The following is a 15,365-nucleotide window of genomic DNA, read 5'->3' on the forward strand; positions in this document are numbered from 1 at the left end:
AATGAAAGGGGATTTGAAATTGTGCGTCAAATAAAAAAAGCTGCAGTACTCGGATCAGGAGTGATGGGATCCCAAATTGCAGCACATTTAGCGAATGTCGGGATTCATGTATTACTCCTGGATATTGTACCGACAGAACTAACGGCAGAAGAAAAACAGCAAGGATTGACGCTGAAAGATCCAATCGTTCGAAACCGTTATGCTCAAAAGGCCGTGCAAAGACTGCAGAAGCAGACTCCTGCTCCATTGACTGCAAAAGAAAATATAGAGCGAATTGAGATCGGGAATTTTGATGATGACATTGAGAAAATTGCTGAAGCTGATTGGCTGATTGAAGCAGTTGTGGAAAGGCTCGATATTAAACAGAAAGTTTTTGAAAAAGTGGACAAATGGCGGCGGCCAGGCAGCATTATCAGCACAAACACGTCTGGAGTTTCCGTTCATTCGATGTCAGAAAACCGCTCAGAAGATTTCCGCAAACATTTTTTAGGCACTCACTTTTTTAACCCGCCACGCTATTTGAAGCTGCTCGAAATTATTCCAACAAAAGATACTGACGAACAAGTTGTAGCATTTATGAAGAGATTTGGTGAAGATGTTCTTGGCAAAGGGGTTGTTTGCGCAAAGGATACACCGAATTTCATTGCCAATCGCATTGGAACATATGGTTTTCTTGTAACCGTACGTGAAATGCTGAAAGGGAATTATTCTGTCGGAGAAGTTGATTCCGTGACAGGGCCTTTGATCGGCAGACCAAAAAGCGCCACATTCCACACACTTGATGTAGTCGGTTTAGACACGTTTTTTCATGTCGTAAACAACGTATATGAAAGAGTGGATGGCGAAGAAAAAGAAATTTTTCGTGTCCCGGATTTTATGAAGAAAATGCATGAAAACGGCTGGATTGGGTCAAAAGCCGGGCAAGGATTCTACAAAAAAACGGGCAAAGAAATTTTAGAATTAAATGTAAATACGATGGAATATGAAAATAGAAAAAAACTTCGTGCCGATTCTATCGAAATAGCGAGACGTGAAAAAGGCACCGGGGAGAAGTTAAAAGCAGTTGTTTATTCGAACGACCGTGCAGGCACTCTTATTTGGAAAATTCTTATTCCAACGCTTCTTTATTCCGCAGAACAGCTGGACAGCATTGCCGAAACGATCGTTGACATTGACCAAGCGATGAAGTGGGGATTTGGCTGGGAGCTTGGACCGTTTGAAATGTGGGATGCAATCGGGATAAAACGATCGGTTGAAATCATTGAACAGCAGGGCGGAACAGTGCCAGCATGGGTCAAGCAAATGCTGAAGGATGGAAATGAAACGTTTTATAAGCAAAGCGAAGGCGCTACTTATTTTTATCATCGGAGCGAGTACAGACTGCTGCAAACAAATATGAAACAAATTCATGTGCAATCGTTGAAAAATGGAAAATCAATCATTAAAGAAAATAACGGGGCAAGCTTAATCGATATCGGCGATGATATCGCACTGCTCGAGTTTCATTCGAAAAACAATGCGATCGGCTATGATATTGTGCAAATGATCGATTTTGCCATCGACGAAGTTGATAAAAATTATAAAGGGCTAGTCATCGGCAATGAAGGAAAACACTTTTGTGTAGGCGCAAACCTTGCGTTTATGTTAATGGAGGCGCAGGATGAAAATTATTTTGAAATTGAGCTGATGATAAGAAAGTTCCAGCAAGCGATGATGAAAATTAAATATAGTCCGAAGCCGGTTGTAGCGGCCCCTTTTCATATGACATTGGGAGGCGGCGCGGAAGTATGTTTGCCTGCCTCAAGCATTCAAGCAGCTATGGAAACTTACATTGGCCTAGTTGAAACAGGTGTTGGACTGATCCCGGGCGGGGGAGGAAACAAAGAACTGTATATAAAAATTCTTGACCAAATCGGCAATGATATTGAAATTGATTTGCAAAAGGTCGCAAATAAAACATTTGAAACGATCGCCATGGCTAAGGTGTCCAAATCCGCACAGGAAGCGCAGCAAAACGGGTTTCTTCAACCGACAGACGCCATAACCATCAATAAAGATCACCTGCTGTATGATGCGAAGCAAAAAGCGCTGTTTTTATATGAAAGCGGATACCGTCCTCCTGTCCGCAAAAAAATTCCGGTAGTTGGCGAGACCGGATATGCCGCCATGATATTAGGGGCACAAAATCTTTATTTATCGGGATACGCTTCGGAGCACGATGTAAAGATTGCTAAAAAATTAGCCTATGTGATTGCGGGAGGCAAGCTTCCATACAGGACAAAGGTAGATGAACAATATTTGCTCGATTTGGAACGGGAAGCATTTTTAAGTTTAATAGGTGAACCGAAAACACAAGCCAGGATGCAGCACATGCTGTTAAAAGGAAAACCGCTGCGCAACTGACAGAAAGGAGTTAGAAAAATGAGGGAAGCTGTCATTGTCGCTGGTGCTAGGACACCGGTTGGAAAAGCAAAAAAAGGGGCATTAGCCAACATACGACCGGATGATTTAGGAGCATTAGTAGTAAAGGAAACATTGAAGCGGGCCGGAAGCTATGACGGACATATTGATGATGTCATTATTGGTTGTGCTATGCCTGAGGCAGAACAAGGCTTAAACATTGCAAGAAATATCGCGGCGCTGGCAGGGCTCCCCTATACAGTGCCGGGAATAACCATTAACAGGTTTTGTTCTTCAGGGCTGCAGGCTATTGCTTATGCAGCTGAACGGATCATGCTTGGGCATGCGGAAGTCATTATCGCAGGAGGAACAGAATCAATGAGTCTTGTTCCAATGACTGGAAATGTATTGCGGCCAAATGCAAAGCTTGCCGAGGAAGCGCCTGAATATTACATGAGCATGGGACATACAGCCGAGCAGGTCGCACAAAAATACAATATCAGTCGAGAGGAACAAGATGAATTTGCTGTGCGGAGCCACCAAAAAGCAGCATTAGCAATTCAAAACGAAGCATTTGCTGAAGAAATCGTTCCTGTAGAAATCACGAACCGAACAGTTGATGCTAATAACAAGCTGCAGGAGAAAAAAACAATATTTCGCCAAGATGAAGGGGTTCGACCAGAAACAACAAAAGAGGTTCTTTCATCTTTAAAACCGGTATTTGCAGTAAACGGATCTGTAACGGCGGGAAATTCTTCGCAAATGAGCGACGGAGCGGCTGCCGTTATGGTAATGGATCGAAAAAAAGCGGAAGAGCTTCAGCTAAAGCCGCTGGCCAAATTCCGTTCTTTTGCTGTAGGAGGAGTGCCGCCTGAAGTGATGGGAATAGGCCCTGTCGTTGCGGTGCCAAAAGCGCTTGAATTAGCGGGTCTTGAACTTTCCGATATTGGACTCATTGAATTAAACGAAGCATTTGCTTCACAAGCGATTCAAGTAATTAGAGAACTCAAATTAGACGAAGAGAAAGTAAACGTAAACGGAGGTGCCATAGCTCTTGGACATCCTCTTGGATGTACAGGTGCAAAATTGACATTAACTCTTATCCACGAAATGAGAAGAAGAAATGAACAATTTGGATTGGTGACGATGTGTATCGGCGGCGGAATGGGTGCAGCGGGAGTTTTCGAGCTTCTATAAAAAACCAAAAGGTTAGGTTTTCTAAACATGATGGAAAATGACATGGAGTCTTCGAACTTATTTATGAATCCAAAAGGGGGAATATTGGGTGGCAAACAAAACAGAGGCCTATATAAAGGGCGGAAGCTTCATCATGGAAGAAATTCCTTTTGATCGGATCTTCACGCCGGAAGACTGTACAGAAGAACATAAAATGATTGCGAAAACAGCTGAAGATTTTGTCCTGAACGAGGTTGTTCCTTTTATTGACCGTCTTGAAAACCATGAATTTGATATTTCGGTGAAATTGCTGAAGCAAGCTGGCGAACTTGGTCTGCTCGCAGCAGATATTCCAGAAGAATATTCCGGACTAGGTCTTGATAAAGTAAGCTCTGCTCTTATTGCAGAACAATTTTCCCGCGCAGGGGGCTTCTCAATTACATTTGGAGCCCATGTAGGCATTGGCTCGCTTCCAATTGTATTGTTTGGAAATGAAGAACAGAAGAAAAAATATTTGCCCAGCCTTGCAGTCGGTGAAAAAATCGCTGCATATGCATTAACGGAACCAGGATCAGGATCAGATGCTCTTGGTGCAAAAACTACAGCGAAGCTAAATGAGGCAGGAACACATTATATTTTAAACGGAGAAAAACAATGGATCACAAATTCAGCTTTTGCAGATGTTTTTATCGTGTATGCAAAGGTGGACGGCAAACATTTCACAGCATTTATTGTTGAAAGAGATTTTCCGGGTGTTTCAACAGGTCCTGAGGAAAAGAAAATGGGGATCAAAAGCTCTTCAACAAGGACATTGATCTTAGACAACGTTTTAGTGCCAAAAGAAAATGTTTTAGGGGAAATCGGCAAAGGGCATAAAATTGCCTTCAATATTTTAAATATCGGACGATACAAATTAGCCGTCGGGGCAATCGGAGCCTGCAAGCGCATCATCGAATTGTCGGTCAAATATGCGGTGCAAAGGAAACAATTTGGACGGCCGATAGCCCAATTTCCGTTAATCCAAGAAAAGTTGGCCAATATGGCGCTGAAGCTTTATGCAATGGAAAGCTCAGTCTATCGAACGGTTGGATTGTTTGATGACCGGATGAGTTATTTAACACCTGAAGAGCAAAAGGATGGAAATGCTGTTGCCCAATCAATTGCTGAATATGCGATCGAATGCTCATTAAACAAAGTATTCGGTTCTGAAACGCTTGATTATATAGCGGATGAAGGAGTTCAAATTCATGGCGGATACGGATACATGGCGGAATATGAAGTGGAAAGGGCCTATCGCGACTCCAGAATTAACCGCATTTTTGAAGGAACGAATGAAATCAACCGCTTGCTTGTTCCGGGAATGTTTTTGAAAAAAGCAATGAAAGGGGAGCTACCTCTTCTTCAAAAAGCACAAAGCCTTCAAAAAGAACTGTTGACATGGATGCCGGAAGAAATCGGCGATGGCGTATTGGAGCAAGAAAAATATTTGTTGAAACAAGCGAAAAGAGTGACGCTTTTGCTGGCAGGTGCTGCAGCTCAAAAATTTGGCCAATCCTTGCAGCAGGAACAAGAGATTCTTGCAAATATCGCGGATGCGGTAAATAACGTTTATGCGATGGAATCCGCTATTTTGCGCACAGAAAAGGCCATTGTGAACTCAGGAGAAGAAAAGAATAAACAGAAGCTTCTTTATACACAAGTGTTTGTGCAAGAAGCGTTTCAGGAATTAGAGGCGAATGCAAAAGAAACGATTGTTGCGATCGAGGAAGGAGACGACTTGCGGATTCTTCTCTCTGCTCTAAAAAAATTGATGCGACAAATCCCTGTAAATGTCATTAAGAAAAAACGCCAAATTGCAGCTAGAGTGATTGAAGAGGAAAAATATATAGTATAACTGCGGGACTTAGGGGTGTCTAATAAGTCGTTTTTACGGCTAATTGACGCCCCCTTTAATGTTTTAGAAACGTTGATATATTGGTGTTTATAATTTTTTGTTTTCAATGGGAATTTGACTTTCTGGACAGCTCCAAAAATTTATTGATCAAGTTATTATGTTTGTCCAAATCGGATATGATAAAATATTATTGGTGTTGTATGAAGGAGGTGAGAAGGAATGGCTTTAACAATGTACTGGTATCCGAAGTGCGGAACTTGCAGAAAAGCGAAAAAATGGCTGGAAGATCACGGAATTGATTTTCGTGAAATACATATCGTGGAAAATCCTCCTTCTAAAGAAGAGTTAAAATCCTTTTATGAAAAGAGCGGATTGGAGTTAAAAAAGTTTTTTAACACGAGCGGTCAAAAATATCGTCAATTAGGTTTAAAAGAAAAAGTAAAAACAGCAACAGATGAGGAGCTCTTTGATTTGCTCGCATCAGACGGTATGCTCATTAAGCGGCCGATTGTTACCGATGGGGAAAAGGTGACCGTTGGCTTTAAAGAAGAGGAATTTGAGAAGATTTGGGGAAATTAAATTTAGAAAAGATTCTATTTAAATAGAATTCTTATATAAAAATGATAATTGGAGGGAATGACATTGAATACACCAAAAGAATTGCGTTATTCTGAAGAGCATGAATGGGTAAAGGTGGAAGGTGACAAAGTAAGAATTGGGATCACTGATTTTGCGCAGTCTGAACTCGGTGACATCGTATTTGTTGAACTTCCAGAAGTTGGAGATGAAATAGTCGCTGACGAACCTTTCGGAAGCGTTGAATCAGTGAAAACAGTTTCTGAGCTTTATGCCCCTATCAGCGGAAAAGTTGTTGAAGTGAATGAGGAATTGGATGACAATCCTGAATATGTAAATGAATCTCCTTATGAAAAGGCTTGGATGATTGTTGTTGAACCAAATGACATTCAAGATGTTGAAAAATTAATGACAGCTGAAGAATATGAAGAAATGGTAAAAGAAGACTAATATGAAACCCCCGTCTCCCTTTGAGAAGGGGGTTTCCTTTTCTTTATAAATGGAAAAGTGCGGACAATCAAAGTGTTTTGTGTGAAGGAATCAACCACTTCATTTAGAATAAGTATATATCAAAAAGCATCTATAAGCAGGTGATAACAATGGCACTGATAGAAATTGAGAAAGTTATCATTGTTGAAGGAAAGTCTGATAAGAAAAAAGTAGAGAAAATTATTAATGAACCTGCTGAGATTATTTGTACAAATGGCACGTTAAGCTTGTCCAAGCTCGATGAATTGGCGGAAAGCTTATTTTTCAAGGATGTTTATATTTTAGTCGATGCGGATGAAGCAGGAGAAAAATTGAGAAAACAAATTAAGCGGGAGCTTCCGGAAGCCAACCATCTATATATAGACAAAATGTACCGTCAAGTTGCATCCGCACCTGAACAGCATATTGCCGCCGTTTTGCTGAGAGCAAATATTGATGTACATGCAAGATATTTATCATAAATGTGGAGTGTGTTCAATGATTGAAATAACAAAAGAGCAATTAGATGCGATTAGCGATGAAGAGCAAACCATTATATTTTTATATACACCTTTTTGCGGGACGTGTAAATTAGCTAAAAGCATGCTGGAAATTGTAGAAAAAATCATTCCTTCCATAAACATATATACGAAAGATTTGAATTATATCCCTGAATTTGCTGAAAAATGGAAAATTGAAAGTGTTCCATGTTTATTGATCTTTGAAAAAGGACAAATTGCCGAAAAAATATATGCGTTTCATTCTATTGACTATTTATATCAAAAGTTAAAAAGTTTTTCTACCATATAATTATATTTCCTGAGAAATATGTCAGTTTTTTCTAGAAAGCGTCGACAACTCCCAGCAGGAAGAAGGAAAGCTAGAAAGAATGAGTAAAATAAAATATTTGCTGGGGGGTTGTCAATGTTTGATTTTTTATTAGAAAAGGCAAATGATCATCATTTTTTAAAGCCTTTATTTCCGGCACATCCTATGTTTATTGCTTTTGAGTTTGGCCAAAGCATTTATTGTTATCAATTGGATTTGGAAGGATTAAGACGAGTTGATGGAAATACTGAATCCATTGATGTAAAAATTATAGGAAATGAAGAGCAAATGGAAGAGCTCATTACAGGCCAGCTAAAGCTCCAACAATTAATGAAATTGAAAGCAGTAAAAGTTGAGGGGAGATTTCGGGATATTTTAAGATTAGAATCTGTCTTGTCTTTATTGGCCTAACAGGTTAAAATAGAGTAAAGATATCGGAAAAGAATATATTGACACAATGTTTGTTGAATGGTACAATCTCTCCCAGTTAGTTTGTATTGTTTAAAATAATGTTTTAATAGAAAAATAGCGGGTGCACATGTACAATAAAGCTTTGTCTACAATTGCGTTGAAAAAAAGGAAGGTCAATTGAATGTAATCGTGCCTTTCTGCAGCTGTGCAGGAAGGCTTTTAGTATTAAACCGAAGCTGCTGCATGTGTGAAAGAAGGTGTAAACATGATTTCTCTCAACGGTGTTACAAAAATTTATCATACGAATCATAGCCAAGTAAAAGCTGTCGATCAAGTTGATCTTCAAATCCAGAGCGGAGAAATTTTTGGGATCATCGGATACAGCGGTGCTGGGAAGAGTACATTAATACGCTTGTTAAATGGTCTTGAAAAGCCGACAAATGGGACAGTTGAAGTGGCGGGAAAAAGAATAGACCAAATTAAAGGAAAAGAACTGAGATCCGCCAGAAAAGAGATAAGTATGATCTTTCAGCATTTTAATCTATTGTGGTCAAGAACAGTGCGGGAGAACATCGCTTTTCCATTAGAAATTGCCGGCATGAAGAAAAGCGATCGGCTCAAAAGAGTTGATGAACTTATTAAACTAGTAGGTTTAGAAGGAAAAGAAGATGCATATCCCTCGCAATTGAGCGGAGGACAAAAACAAAGAGTCGGCATTGCAAGAGCTCTTGCGAACAATCCGAAAGTTCTTTTGTGCGATGAGGCGACTTCTGCTTTAGATCCTCAAACGACTGATTCCATCCTAGATTTGCTTGTAGATATTAACAAGCGATTAGGTTTAACGATTGTTTTGATCACCCATGAAATGCATGTAATTCGAAAAATTTGTCATAGAGTGGCTGTGATGGAAAACGGGAAGATTGTTGAACATGGTGATGTGTTGACGGTTTTCCGAAATCCGAAGGCTAACATTACAAAACGATTTGTTAAACAAGTTACAGAACCTGATGAAACAATGGAAACGATTGATTACCTGCTTGAAAAGTACAAGCATGGAAAGGTTGTCAAACTTACCTTTGTAGGAGACAGAGCGGAGCAGCCTATGATTTCAAAAATCATTAAAGAGTTCGATGTAGAGGTTAATATTTTGCAAGGGAAAATTTCACAAACTCAAAGTGGATCCTACGGAACGTTAATCATCCATTTTGATGGAGATGAAACTACAGTTGAACAAGCCATTGAATTTATTCGCAATCAACAAGTGGAGCTGGAGGTGATTGCGAATGTTTGAGACATTGTTGCCAAATGTAAAATGGGACAAAGTCATTGATGCAACTTATGAAACGGTTTATATGACAGCTGTTTCTGTATTTGCTACATTTTTTCTCGGAATTATTTTAGGTCTTTTATTGTTTTTAACGTCAAAGGGGAACATGTGGGAAAATCGGTTTATCCACTCGTTTGTTGCAGCAGTTGTCAATGTATTCCGTTCAATTCCCTTCATTATTTTGATCATTTTGCTGCTTCCTTTTACAAAAGCAATCGTTGGTACCATTTTAGGTGCTAATGCTGCACTTCCTGCACTCATCATTGGTGCTGCGCCTTTTTATGGAAGGATGGTGGAAATTGCACTGAGGGAAGTTGACAAGGGGGTGATTGAAGCTGCAAAATCGATGGGAGCTACAATGAGCACAATTATTTTCAAGGTACTGCTTCCAGAATCGATGCCTGCTTTAGTTTCAGGAATAACTGTCACAGCAATTGCGTTGGTAGGTTATACAGCCATGGCAGGCGCCATTGGTGCCGGTGGTCTTGGAAACCTTGCCTATTTAGAAGGATTTCAGCGTAATCATAGTGATGTAACATTTGTTGCAACTGTACTCATATTGATTATTGTATTTATCATCCAATTGATCGGCGATATGATTACAAGAGCAATTGATAAGCGTTAAACGAAGGAGGAGAATAATATGAAAAAATGGCTTTTAGCGACTGTTTTAGGTGCGACGATGATATTTGCTTCTGCTTGCGGAGGTGGAAGTAATCAGGGAGGCAGCTCCGGCGGCTCTGACAATGAGAAAAATGAAGTAATTAAAGTTGGCGCATCTCCTGTTCCACATGCAGAAATTTTAGAGGAAGCAAAACCGCTTCTTGAGAAAAAAGGATATAAATTGGAAATTGAAGAATTCACTGATTATGTATTGCCGAATAAAGCTTTAGCGGAAAAGGATATTGATGCAAACTACTTCCAGCATATCCCTTACCTTGAAGCACAGAAACAAGAACATGGATATGATTTTGTCAATGCCGGCGGAATTCATATTGAGCCAATTGGCGTATATTCAAAAAAATATAAATCTTTAGAGGAGCTTCCGGATGGAGCTACTATTATCATGAGTAACTCAGTTGCTGACCATGGACGCATGCTGTCAATGCTGGAGGAAAAAGGTTTAATTAAGCTGAAAGATGGCGTTGATAAAACGAAAGCGACAGTTGATGACATAGCAGAAAACAAAAAGAATTTGAAATTCAAAACAGACATCGAAGCGCCAATGTTGACGAAAGCTTATGAAAACAATGAAGGCGACGCTGTATTAATTAACGGGAACTTTGCTCTGGATGCAGGACTTGACCCATCAAAAGATGCCATTGCTCTTGAATCGCCAAAAGACAATCCGTATGTAAACGTCATTGCTGTCCGCAGTGAAGATAAAGACTCTGAAAAAATTAAAGCTCTTGTAGAAGTGTTACAATCAGATGAAATTAAAGAATTTATTCAAACAAATTATCAAGGCTCCGTTATTCCTGCTGAATAATCAATTGGGAAGCTGTGCATATTTACGCGCAGCTTCTTTTTTTGGACCAAGCTGAGCTGGTATTGTTTGGACAAAATTTCATTTGAGAAAAAACGTACGAACTTAGGTGAAATTTATGCCGCCAAAAAAGCAAATAGAAAGTGCTGTTCATTTCAATTAAGCGCTTCAGCAGAACATAAGAAAGGGAATGGGGCATTTACTCAACATAATTTTACAATTGCTTGTTTCAAAAAGGTTGAGCTATCAATAGCATGAAAGATCAGTGTCAAATGCAAGATGAATATTGTATTTTTTCTCTCCAGCGGGAATGCAGCCGAAAGGAAATATATGAAGCAGCAGGATTTGCACCAGCTTTCGAAGAAGGACTTGTGATGAGCTTAGCGGCCGCATTTAGAACGGAATGTTTTGCATGAAAAACAAATAAAGATGTAATTTTCAGTATTTTGGAGCATTTGTAAGATTGAACCTTTAATCCTTTCTCATTGGCTTAAAATGGGTTTTAAGCTGTTTTAATCAGCGATACAGCAGGTTGCTTGCAAGCTGTAATCATTGCTAACATTAAATTGTATAAAAAATGAAAGGATTGGTTCATTATTTATTTAAACCAAGAAATGATAGACATTAAATTTACGTCTGAAATGGAAAAAGCAATGCATCAATTTCACGGAATGGGATATAACGAATATAGGAGAACACATAAGAAGCGAATGAAGGTTGAAAGAAAAAGAGAACGAAATTACCGCAGCAGCCAAATTGTAACAGCTAATCTGAAAGGGAAATTGTTTTTGTCTACGCTAAACTAAATCAGCCAGTCGGCAAAGACTGGTTTTTCTTTTTATTGAATACATACAACAAGTTTGTTTGAATGATACTAAGATGACTATATACTTTGTTCCTAAAAATTTGGTAATATGAATAATGTTGTGAGATATTAAAAGGTTGTATTCACTTTTAATTTGTTATAAAATAATAATGAGAATAAATTGAGAATGATATTAATATTTGACCTATAGATTAATGGAGGTATTGGTTATGTCAGGATCTACATTAACGATTAAAGATTTGCATGTTTCCGTAGAAGGGAAAGAAATTTTAAAAGGTGTGAACCTTGAAATAAAAGGCGGAGAAATTCATGCGATCATGGGGCCGAACGGAACAGGAAAATCAACTCTTTCCTCCGCGATCATGGGACATCCAAAATATGAAGTGACACAAGGATCCATAACTCTCGACGGACAAGATGTGCTTGAGATGGAAGTAGATGAGCGTGCGCGTGCAGGACTTTTTCTTGCCATGCAATATCCAAGTGAGATCAGCGGAGTCACAAATGCTGATTTCTTGCGTTCAGCTATCAACGCCCGCCGAGGCGAAGGCAACGAAATTTCTTTAATGAAATTTATTCGCAAAATGGATGAAAAAATGGAATTTCTTGAAATGGATCAAGGGATGGCGCAGCGATATTTAAATGAAGGATTCTCGGGCGGTGAGAAAAAGCGGAATGAAATACTTCAATTAATGATGCTTGAGCCTAAGATTGCCATCTTGGACGAAATTGATTCAGGCTTAGATATTGATGCGTTGAAAATTGTTTCCAAAGGTATCAACGAAATGCGGAGCCCTGAGTTTGGCTGCTTGATTATTACACACTATCAACGTTTGTTAAACTATATTACACCAGATTTTGTTCATGTTATGATGCAAGGAAGAATCGTGAAATCCGGCGGAGCAGAACTAGCTCAGCGTCTTGAAGCAGAAGGATATGACTGGATTAAAAAGGAATTAGGCATCGAAGACGAAACAGTAGGGCAAGAAGCGTAAGTGTTAGGAGGATCAAAATGACTGTAGAAACGAAACTACCGTTTGACCAGAAATATATAGAAAATTTCTCCAAACAGTTAGGTGAACCGGACTGGCTGAAAGATCTTCGCTTGCTTGCTCTTGCAAAAGCTGAAGAGCTTCCATTGCCAAAGCCGGATAAAACAAAAATCGACAAATGGAATTTCTCTCAGTTTTCTAAACATGTCGTTTCCAGCAGCACTCTATCTTCTCTTGATGAGCTGCCGGAAGAAGTAAAAACGCTTATTGACGCAGATGAAGAACATAAAAATCTCTATATACAACGTGACAATACGCCTGCTTTTTTGACAGTCTCTGAAGATTTGAAAGAAAAAGGAGTTATTTTTACTGACATTCACACGGCTGCGAAGGAACACGGAGACTTGCTTCAGCAATATTTTATGAAAGATGGAGTAAAAATTGATGAACATCGGCTGACAGCTTTGCACGCAGCCTATTTAAACGGCGGGGTCTTTGTGTATGTGCCGAAAAATGTAGAAGTGGAAAAGCCTCTTCAGGCGGTTTTTATACATGAAAACCCTGAAGCCAATTTGTTTAATCATGTGATCATCGTTGCGGATGATAATAGTTCTGTTACGTATGTCGAAAACTACATCTCGACCACCGAAACAGAGGGTGCTGTGTTTAATTTAATTACCGAAGTTATCGCCAATACTAATGCGAAAGTTTCTTACGGTGCGGTTGACAATCTGACTGAAAACATCACAACATATGTGAACCGCCGCGGGGTTGCTGGACGCGATGCAAAAATTCTTTGGGCATTAGGATTAATGAATGACGGCAATACGATTTCTGAAAACACAACAAATCTTGTCGGAGACGGTTCTATAGGCGATACAAAAACAGTTGTTGTTGGGAGAGGAAGCCAGATTCAAAACTTTACGACGAAGGTCGTTCACTTTGGCAAACATACCGAAGGCAACATTTTAAAACATGGTGTTATGAAAGACAGTGCGACGTCCATTTTTAACGGCATCGGCAAAATTGAGCACGGTGCATCGAAATCAAATGCTGAGCAGGAATCCCGCGTTTTAATGTTAAGTGAAAAGGCAAGAGGAGACGCAAATCCGATTTTGCTCATTGATGAAGATGATGTTGTCGCCGGCCATGCCGCATCTGTGGGACGTGTTGACCCGATTCAGCTCTACTATTTAATGAGCAGAGGAATTTCAAAATCGGAGGCTGAGCGATTAATTATTCATGGATTTTTAGATCCTGTTGTAAGACAAATGCCGATTGAAAGTGTAAAAAACCAATTGACAGAGGTTATTGAAAGGAAAGTTCGGTAATGGATATTAAAGAAATTCGCAAACAGTTCCCGATCCTTAGTCAAAAGGTCAACGGCCGCGATTTAGTTTATTTGGATAATGCTGCAACATCGCAAAAGCCAAATGTCGTCATTGATGCAATCACAAAATACTACCGCGAGTACAATTCAAATGTGCATCGCGGTGTTCATACACTTGGTACAAAAGCTACAGATGCCTATGAAGGTTCACGGGAAAGAGTTCGTCAATTTATTAACGCAAAATCCGTCCAGGAAATTATTTTTACACGGGGAACAACAACAGGACTAAATATGGTGGCACAGAGCTATGGAAGGGCCAATTTAAATGAAGGCGATGAAATTGTCATTACGTACATGGAGCATCATGCCAATTTAATTCCATGGCAGCAAGTTGCAAAAGAAACAGGAGCTACGTTAAAATATATACCACTAAAAGAAGACGGAACTATCTCGTTAAGTGATGTTCGAAATACGATTACAGCCAATACGAAAATTGTTTCGATTGCGCTCGTATCCAATGTTCTTGGCACGATCAATCCAGTAAAAGAAATAGGCGAAATTGCTCATCAAAACGGAGCTGTTCTTGTCGTAGATGCTGCTCAAGGAGCACCACATATGAAAATTGATGTTCAAGATTTAAATTGTGATTTTCTTGCTTTCTCGGGACATAAAATGTGTGCTCCGACAGGAATCGGTGTTCTATACGGAAAAAAAGAGCTGCTCGAAAATATGGAACCGGTTGAAACCGGCGGAGAGATGATTGATTTTGTCGGTTTATATGAATCTACATGGAAGGAGCTCCCATGGAAATTTGAAGCTGGTACACCAATTATTGCCGGAGCAGTTGGATTAGCCGCAGCAATTGACTTTTTGGAAGAAATTGGGCTTGAGAATATTTTCAATCATGAACATAGACTTGCACAATATGCATTGGAGCAATGCTCAAATATTGAAGGCATGACAATTTACGGACCGAAAGAACGGGCTGGGCTCGTTACCTTCAACCTCGAAGGCATTCATCCTCACGATGTGGCAACTGTTCTGGATGCGGAAGGTATTGCGATCCGAGCCGGGCACCATTGCGCCCAGCCATTGATGAAATGCTTAGAAGTATCAGCGACAGCACGGGCGAGCTTTTATCTATATAATACTGAAGAAGAAATTGATTTATTCATTCGCGCAATTCAAAAAACAAAGGAGTATTTCGGCAATGTCATTTGATAATCTTGACACATTGTATCGTCAAGTCATTATGGATCACTATAAAAATCCTAGAAATAAAGGCTCTCTTCAAGACAGCGTTACGGTTGACATGAACAATCCAACCTGCGGTGATAGAATTCATTTGACAATGAAAATTGAAGATGGAAAAGTCATCGATGCGAAGTTTGAAGGGGAAGGCTGCTCCATTTCGATGTCATCGGCATCCATGATGACCGAAGCGATCAAAGGACAAACGATTGAAAATGCTCTTAAGCTTTCTAAAATCTTCTCCGATATGATGCAAGGCAAGGAATACGATGATGATATTGATTTAGGAGATATTGAAGCATTGCAAGGCGTTTCAAAATTTCCAGCTCGAATCAAATGTGCAACGCTTGCCTGGAAAGCGATGGAAAAAGGTGTGCGATCTGAAGTCGAGTGATAAAAT

The 15,365-nt window shown here is 39.6% G+C and carries 15 protein-coding genes; all 15 read left to right on the forward strand.

Annotated elements, in window-relative coordinates; all coding sequences use genetic code 11:
* Positions 1-21: 21 nt before the first annotated feature.
* Positions 22-2,403: a 3-hydroxyacyl-CoA dehydrogenase NAD-binding domain-containing protein gene (locus NSQ84_RS03985; RefSeq protein ID WP_339212234.1), complete on the forward strand. Its 2,382-nt coding sequence runs from the start codon at positions 22-24 to the stop codon at positions 2,401-2,403.
* Positions 2,404-2,421: 18 nt separating this feature from the next.
* Positions 2,422-3,597, forward strand: coding sequence for an acetyl-CoA C-acetyltransferase (locus NSQ84_RS03990; protein WP_063386940.1), 1,176 nt, complete (start codon positions 2,422-2,424; stop codon positions 3,595-3,597).
* 133 nt (positions 3,598-3,730) lie between these two features.
* Positions 3,731-5,470, forward strand: a complete 1,740-nt coding sequence (locus tag NSQ84_RS03995) for an acyl-CoA dehydrogenase family protein (RefSeq protein ID WP_063386989.1) — start codon at positions 3,731-3,733, stop codon at positions 5,468-5,470.
* A gap of 219 nt (positions 5,471-5,689) precedes the next feature.
* Positions 5,690-6,049: an arsenate reductase family protein gene (locus tag NSQ84_RS04000; RefSeq protein ID WP_066249190.1), complete on the forward strand. Its 360-nt coding sequence runs from the start codon at positions 5,690-5,692 to the stop codon at positions 6,047-6,049.
* Between the two features lie 63 nt (positions 6,050-6,112).
* The gene (gene gcvH / locus NSQ84_RS04005; RefSeq protein WP_063386938.1) at positions 6,113-6,496 is read left to right on the forward strand and encodes a glycine cleavage system protein GcvH; all 384 of its coding nucleotides are present in this window, start codon (positions 6,113-6,115) and stop codon (positions 6,494-6,496) included.
* A 149-nt stretch (positions 6,497-6,645) separates the two neighbouring features.
* A complete protein-coding gene (locus NSQ84_RS04010; protein ID WP_063386937.1) occupies positions 6,646-6,996 on the forward strand; it encodes a toprim domain-containing protein in 351 nt (116 codons plus the stop codon).
* 16 nt (positions 6,997-7,012) lie between these two features.
* Entirely contained in the window at positions 7,013-7,324 is a 312-nt protein-coding gene (locus tag NSQ84_RS04015; RefSeq protein ID WP_063386936.1) for a thioredoxin family protein, read from the forward strand.
* 114 nt (positions 7,325-7,438) lie between these two features.
* Positions 7,439-7,753: an SCP2 sterol-binding domain-containing protein gene (locus tag NSQ84_RS04020; protein WP_094245246.1), complete on the forward strand. Its 315-nt coding sequence runs from the start codon at positions 7,439-7,441 to the stop codon at positions 7,751-7,753.
* A 265-nt stretch (positions 7,754-8,018) separates the two neighbouring features.
* Positions 8,019-9,044, forward strand: a complete 1,026-nt coding sequence (locus NSQ84_RS04025) for a methionine ABC transporter ATP-binding protein (protein ID WP_063386934.1) — start codon at positions 8,019-8,021, stop codon at positions 9,042-9,044.
* Positions 9,037-9,705, forward strand: coding sequence for a methionine ABC transporter permease (locus tag NSQ84_RS04030; protein ID WP_066249196.1), 669 nt, complete (start codon positions 9,037-9,039; stop codon positions 9,703-9,705). The genes NSQ84_RS04025 and NSQ84_RS04030 overlap by 8 nt, the downstream gene beginning before the upstream one ends.
* 18 nt (positions 9,706-9,723) lie before the next feature.
* Positions 9,724-10,569, forward strand: a complete 846-nt coding sequence (locus NSQ84_RS04035; protein ID WP_063386932.1) for a MetQ/NlpA family ABC transporter substrate-binding protein — start codon at positions 9,724-9,726, stop codon at positions 10,567-10,569.
* 1,032 nt (positions 10,570-11,601) lie between these two features.
* Positions 11,602-12,387, forward strand: a complete 786-nt coding sequence (sufC, locus tag NSQ84_RS04040) for a Fe-S cluster assembly ATPase SufC (protein WP_063386930.1) — start codon at positions 11,602-11,604, stop codon at positions 12,385-12,387.
* Positions 12,388-12,404: 17 nt separating this feature from the next.
* The gene (sufD, locus tag NSQ84_RS04045; RefSeq protein ID WP_311066986.1) at positions 12,405-13,715 is read left to right on the forward strand and encodes a Fe-S cluster assembly protein SufD; all 1,311 of its coding nucleotides are present in this window, start codon (positions 12,405-12,407) and stop codon (positions 13,713-13,715) included.
* Positions 13,715-14,935 (forward strand): cysteine desulfurase, encoded by a 1,221-nt coding sequence (locus NSQ84_RS04050; protein WP_063386928.1) that lies wholly within the window; start codon positions 13,715-13,717, stop codon positions 14,933-14,935. The genes sufD and NSQ84_RS04050 overlap by 1 nt, the downstream gene beginning before the upstream one ends.
* Complete coding sequence (gene sufU / locus NSQ84_RS04055) at positions 14,925-15,359, forward strand: Fe-S cluster assembly sulfur transfer protein SufU (protein ID WP_063386927.1); 435 nt, start codon at positions 14,925-14,927, stop codon at positions 15,357-15,359. Before NSQ84_RS04050 ends, sufU begins: the two co-directional genes overlap by 11 nt.
* The last annotated feature ends 6 nt before the right edge of the window (positions 15,360-15,365 follow it).

Origin of the sequence: Aeribacillus sp. FSL K6-3256, from assembly GCF_037965805.1 — a bacterium.
Taxonomy (GTDB): domain Bacteria; phylum Bacillota; class Bacilli; order Bacillales; family Aeribacillaceae; genus Aeribacillus; species Aeribacillus composti.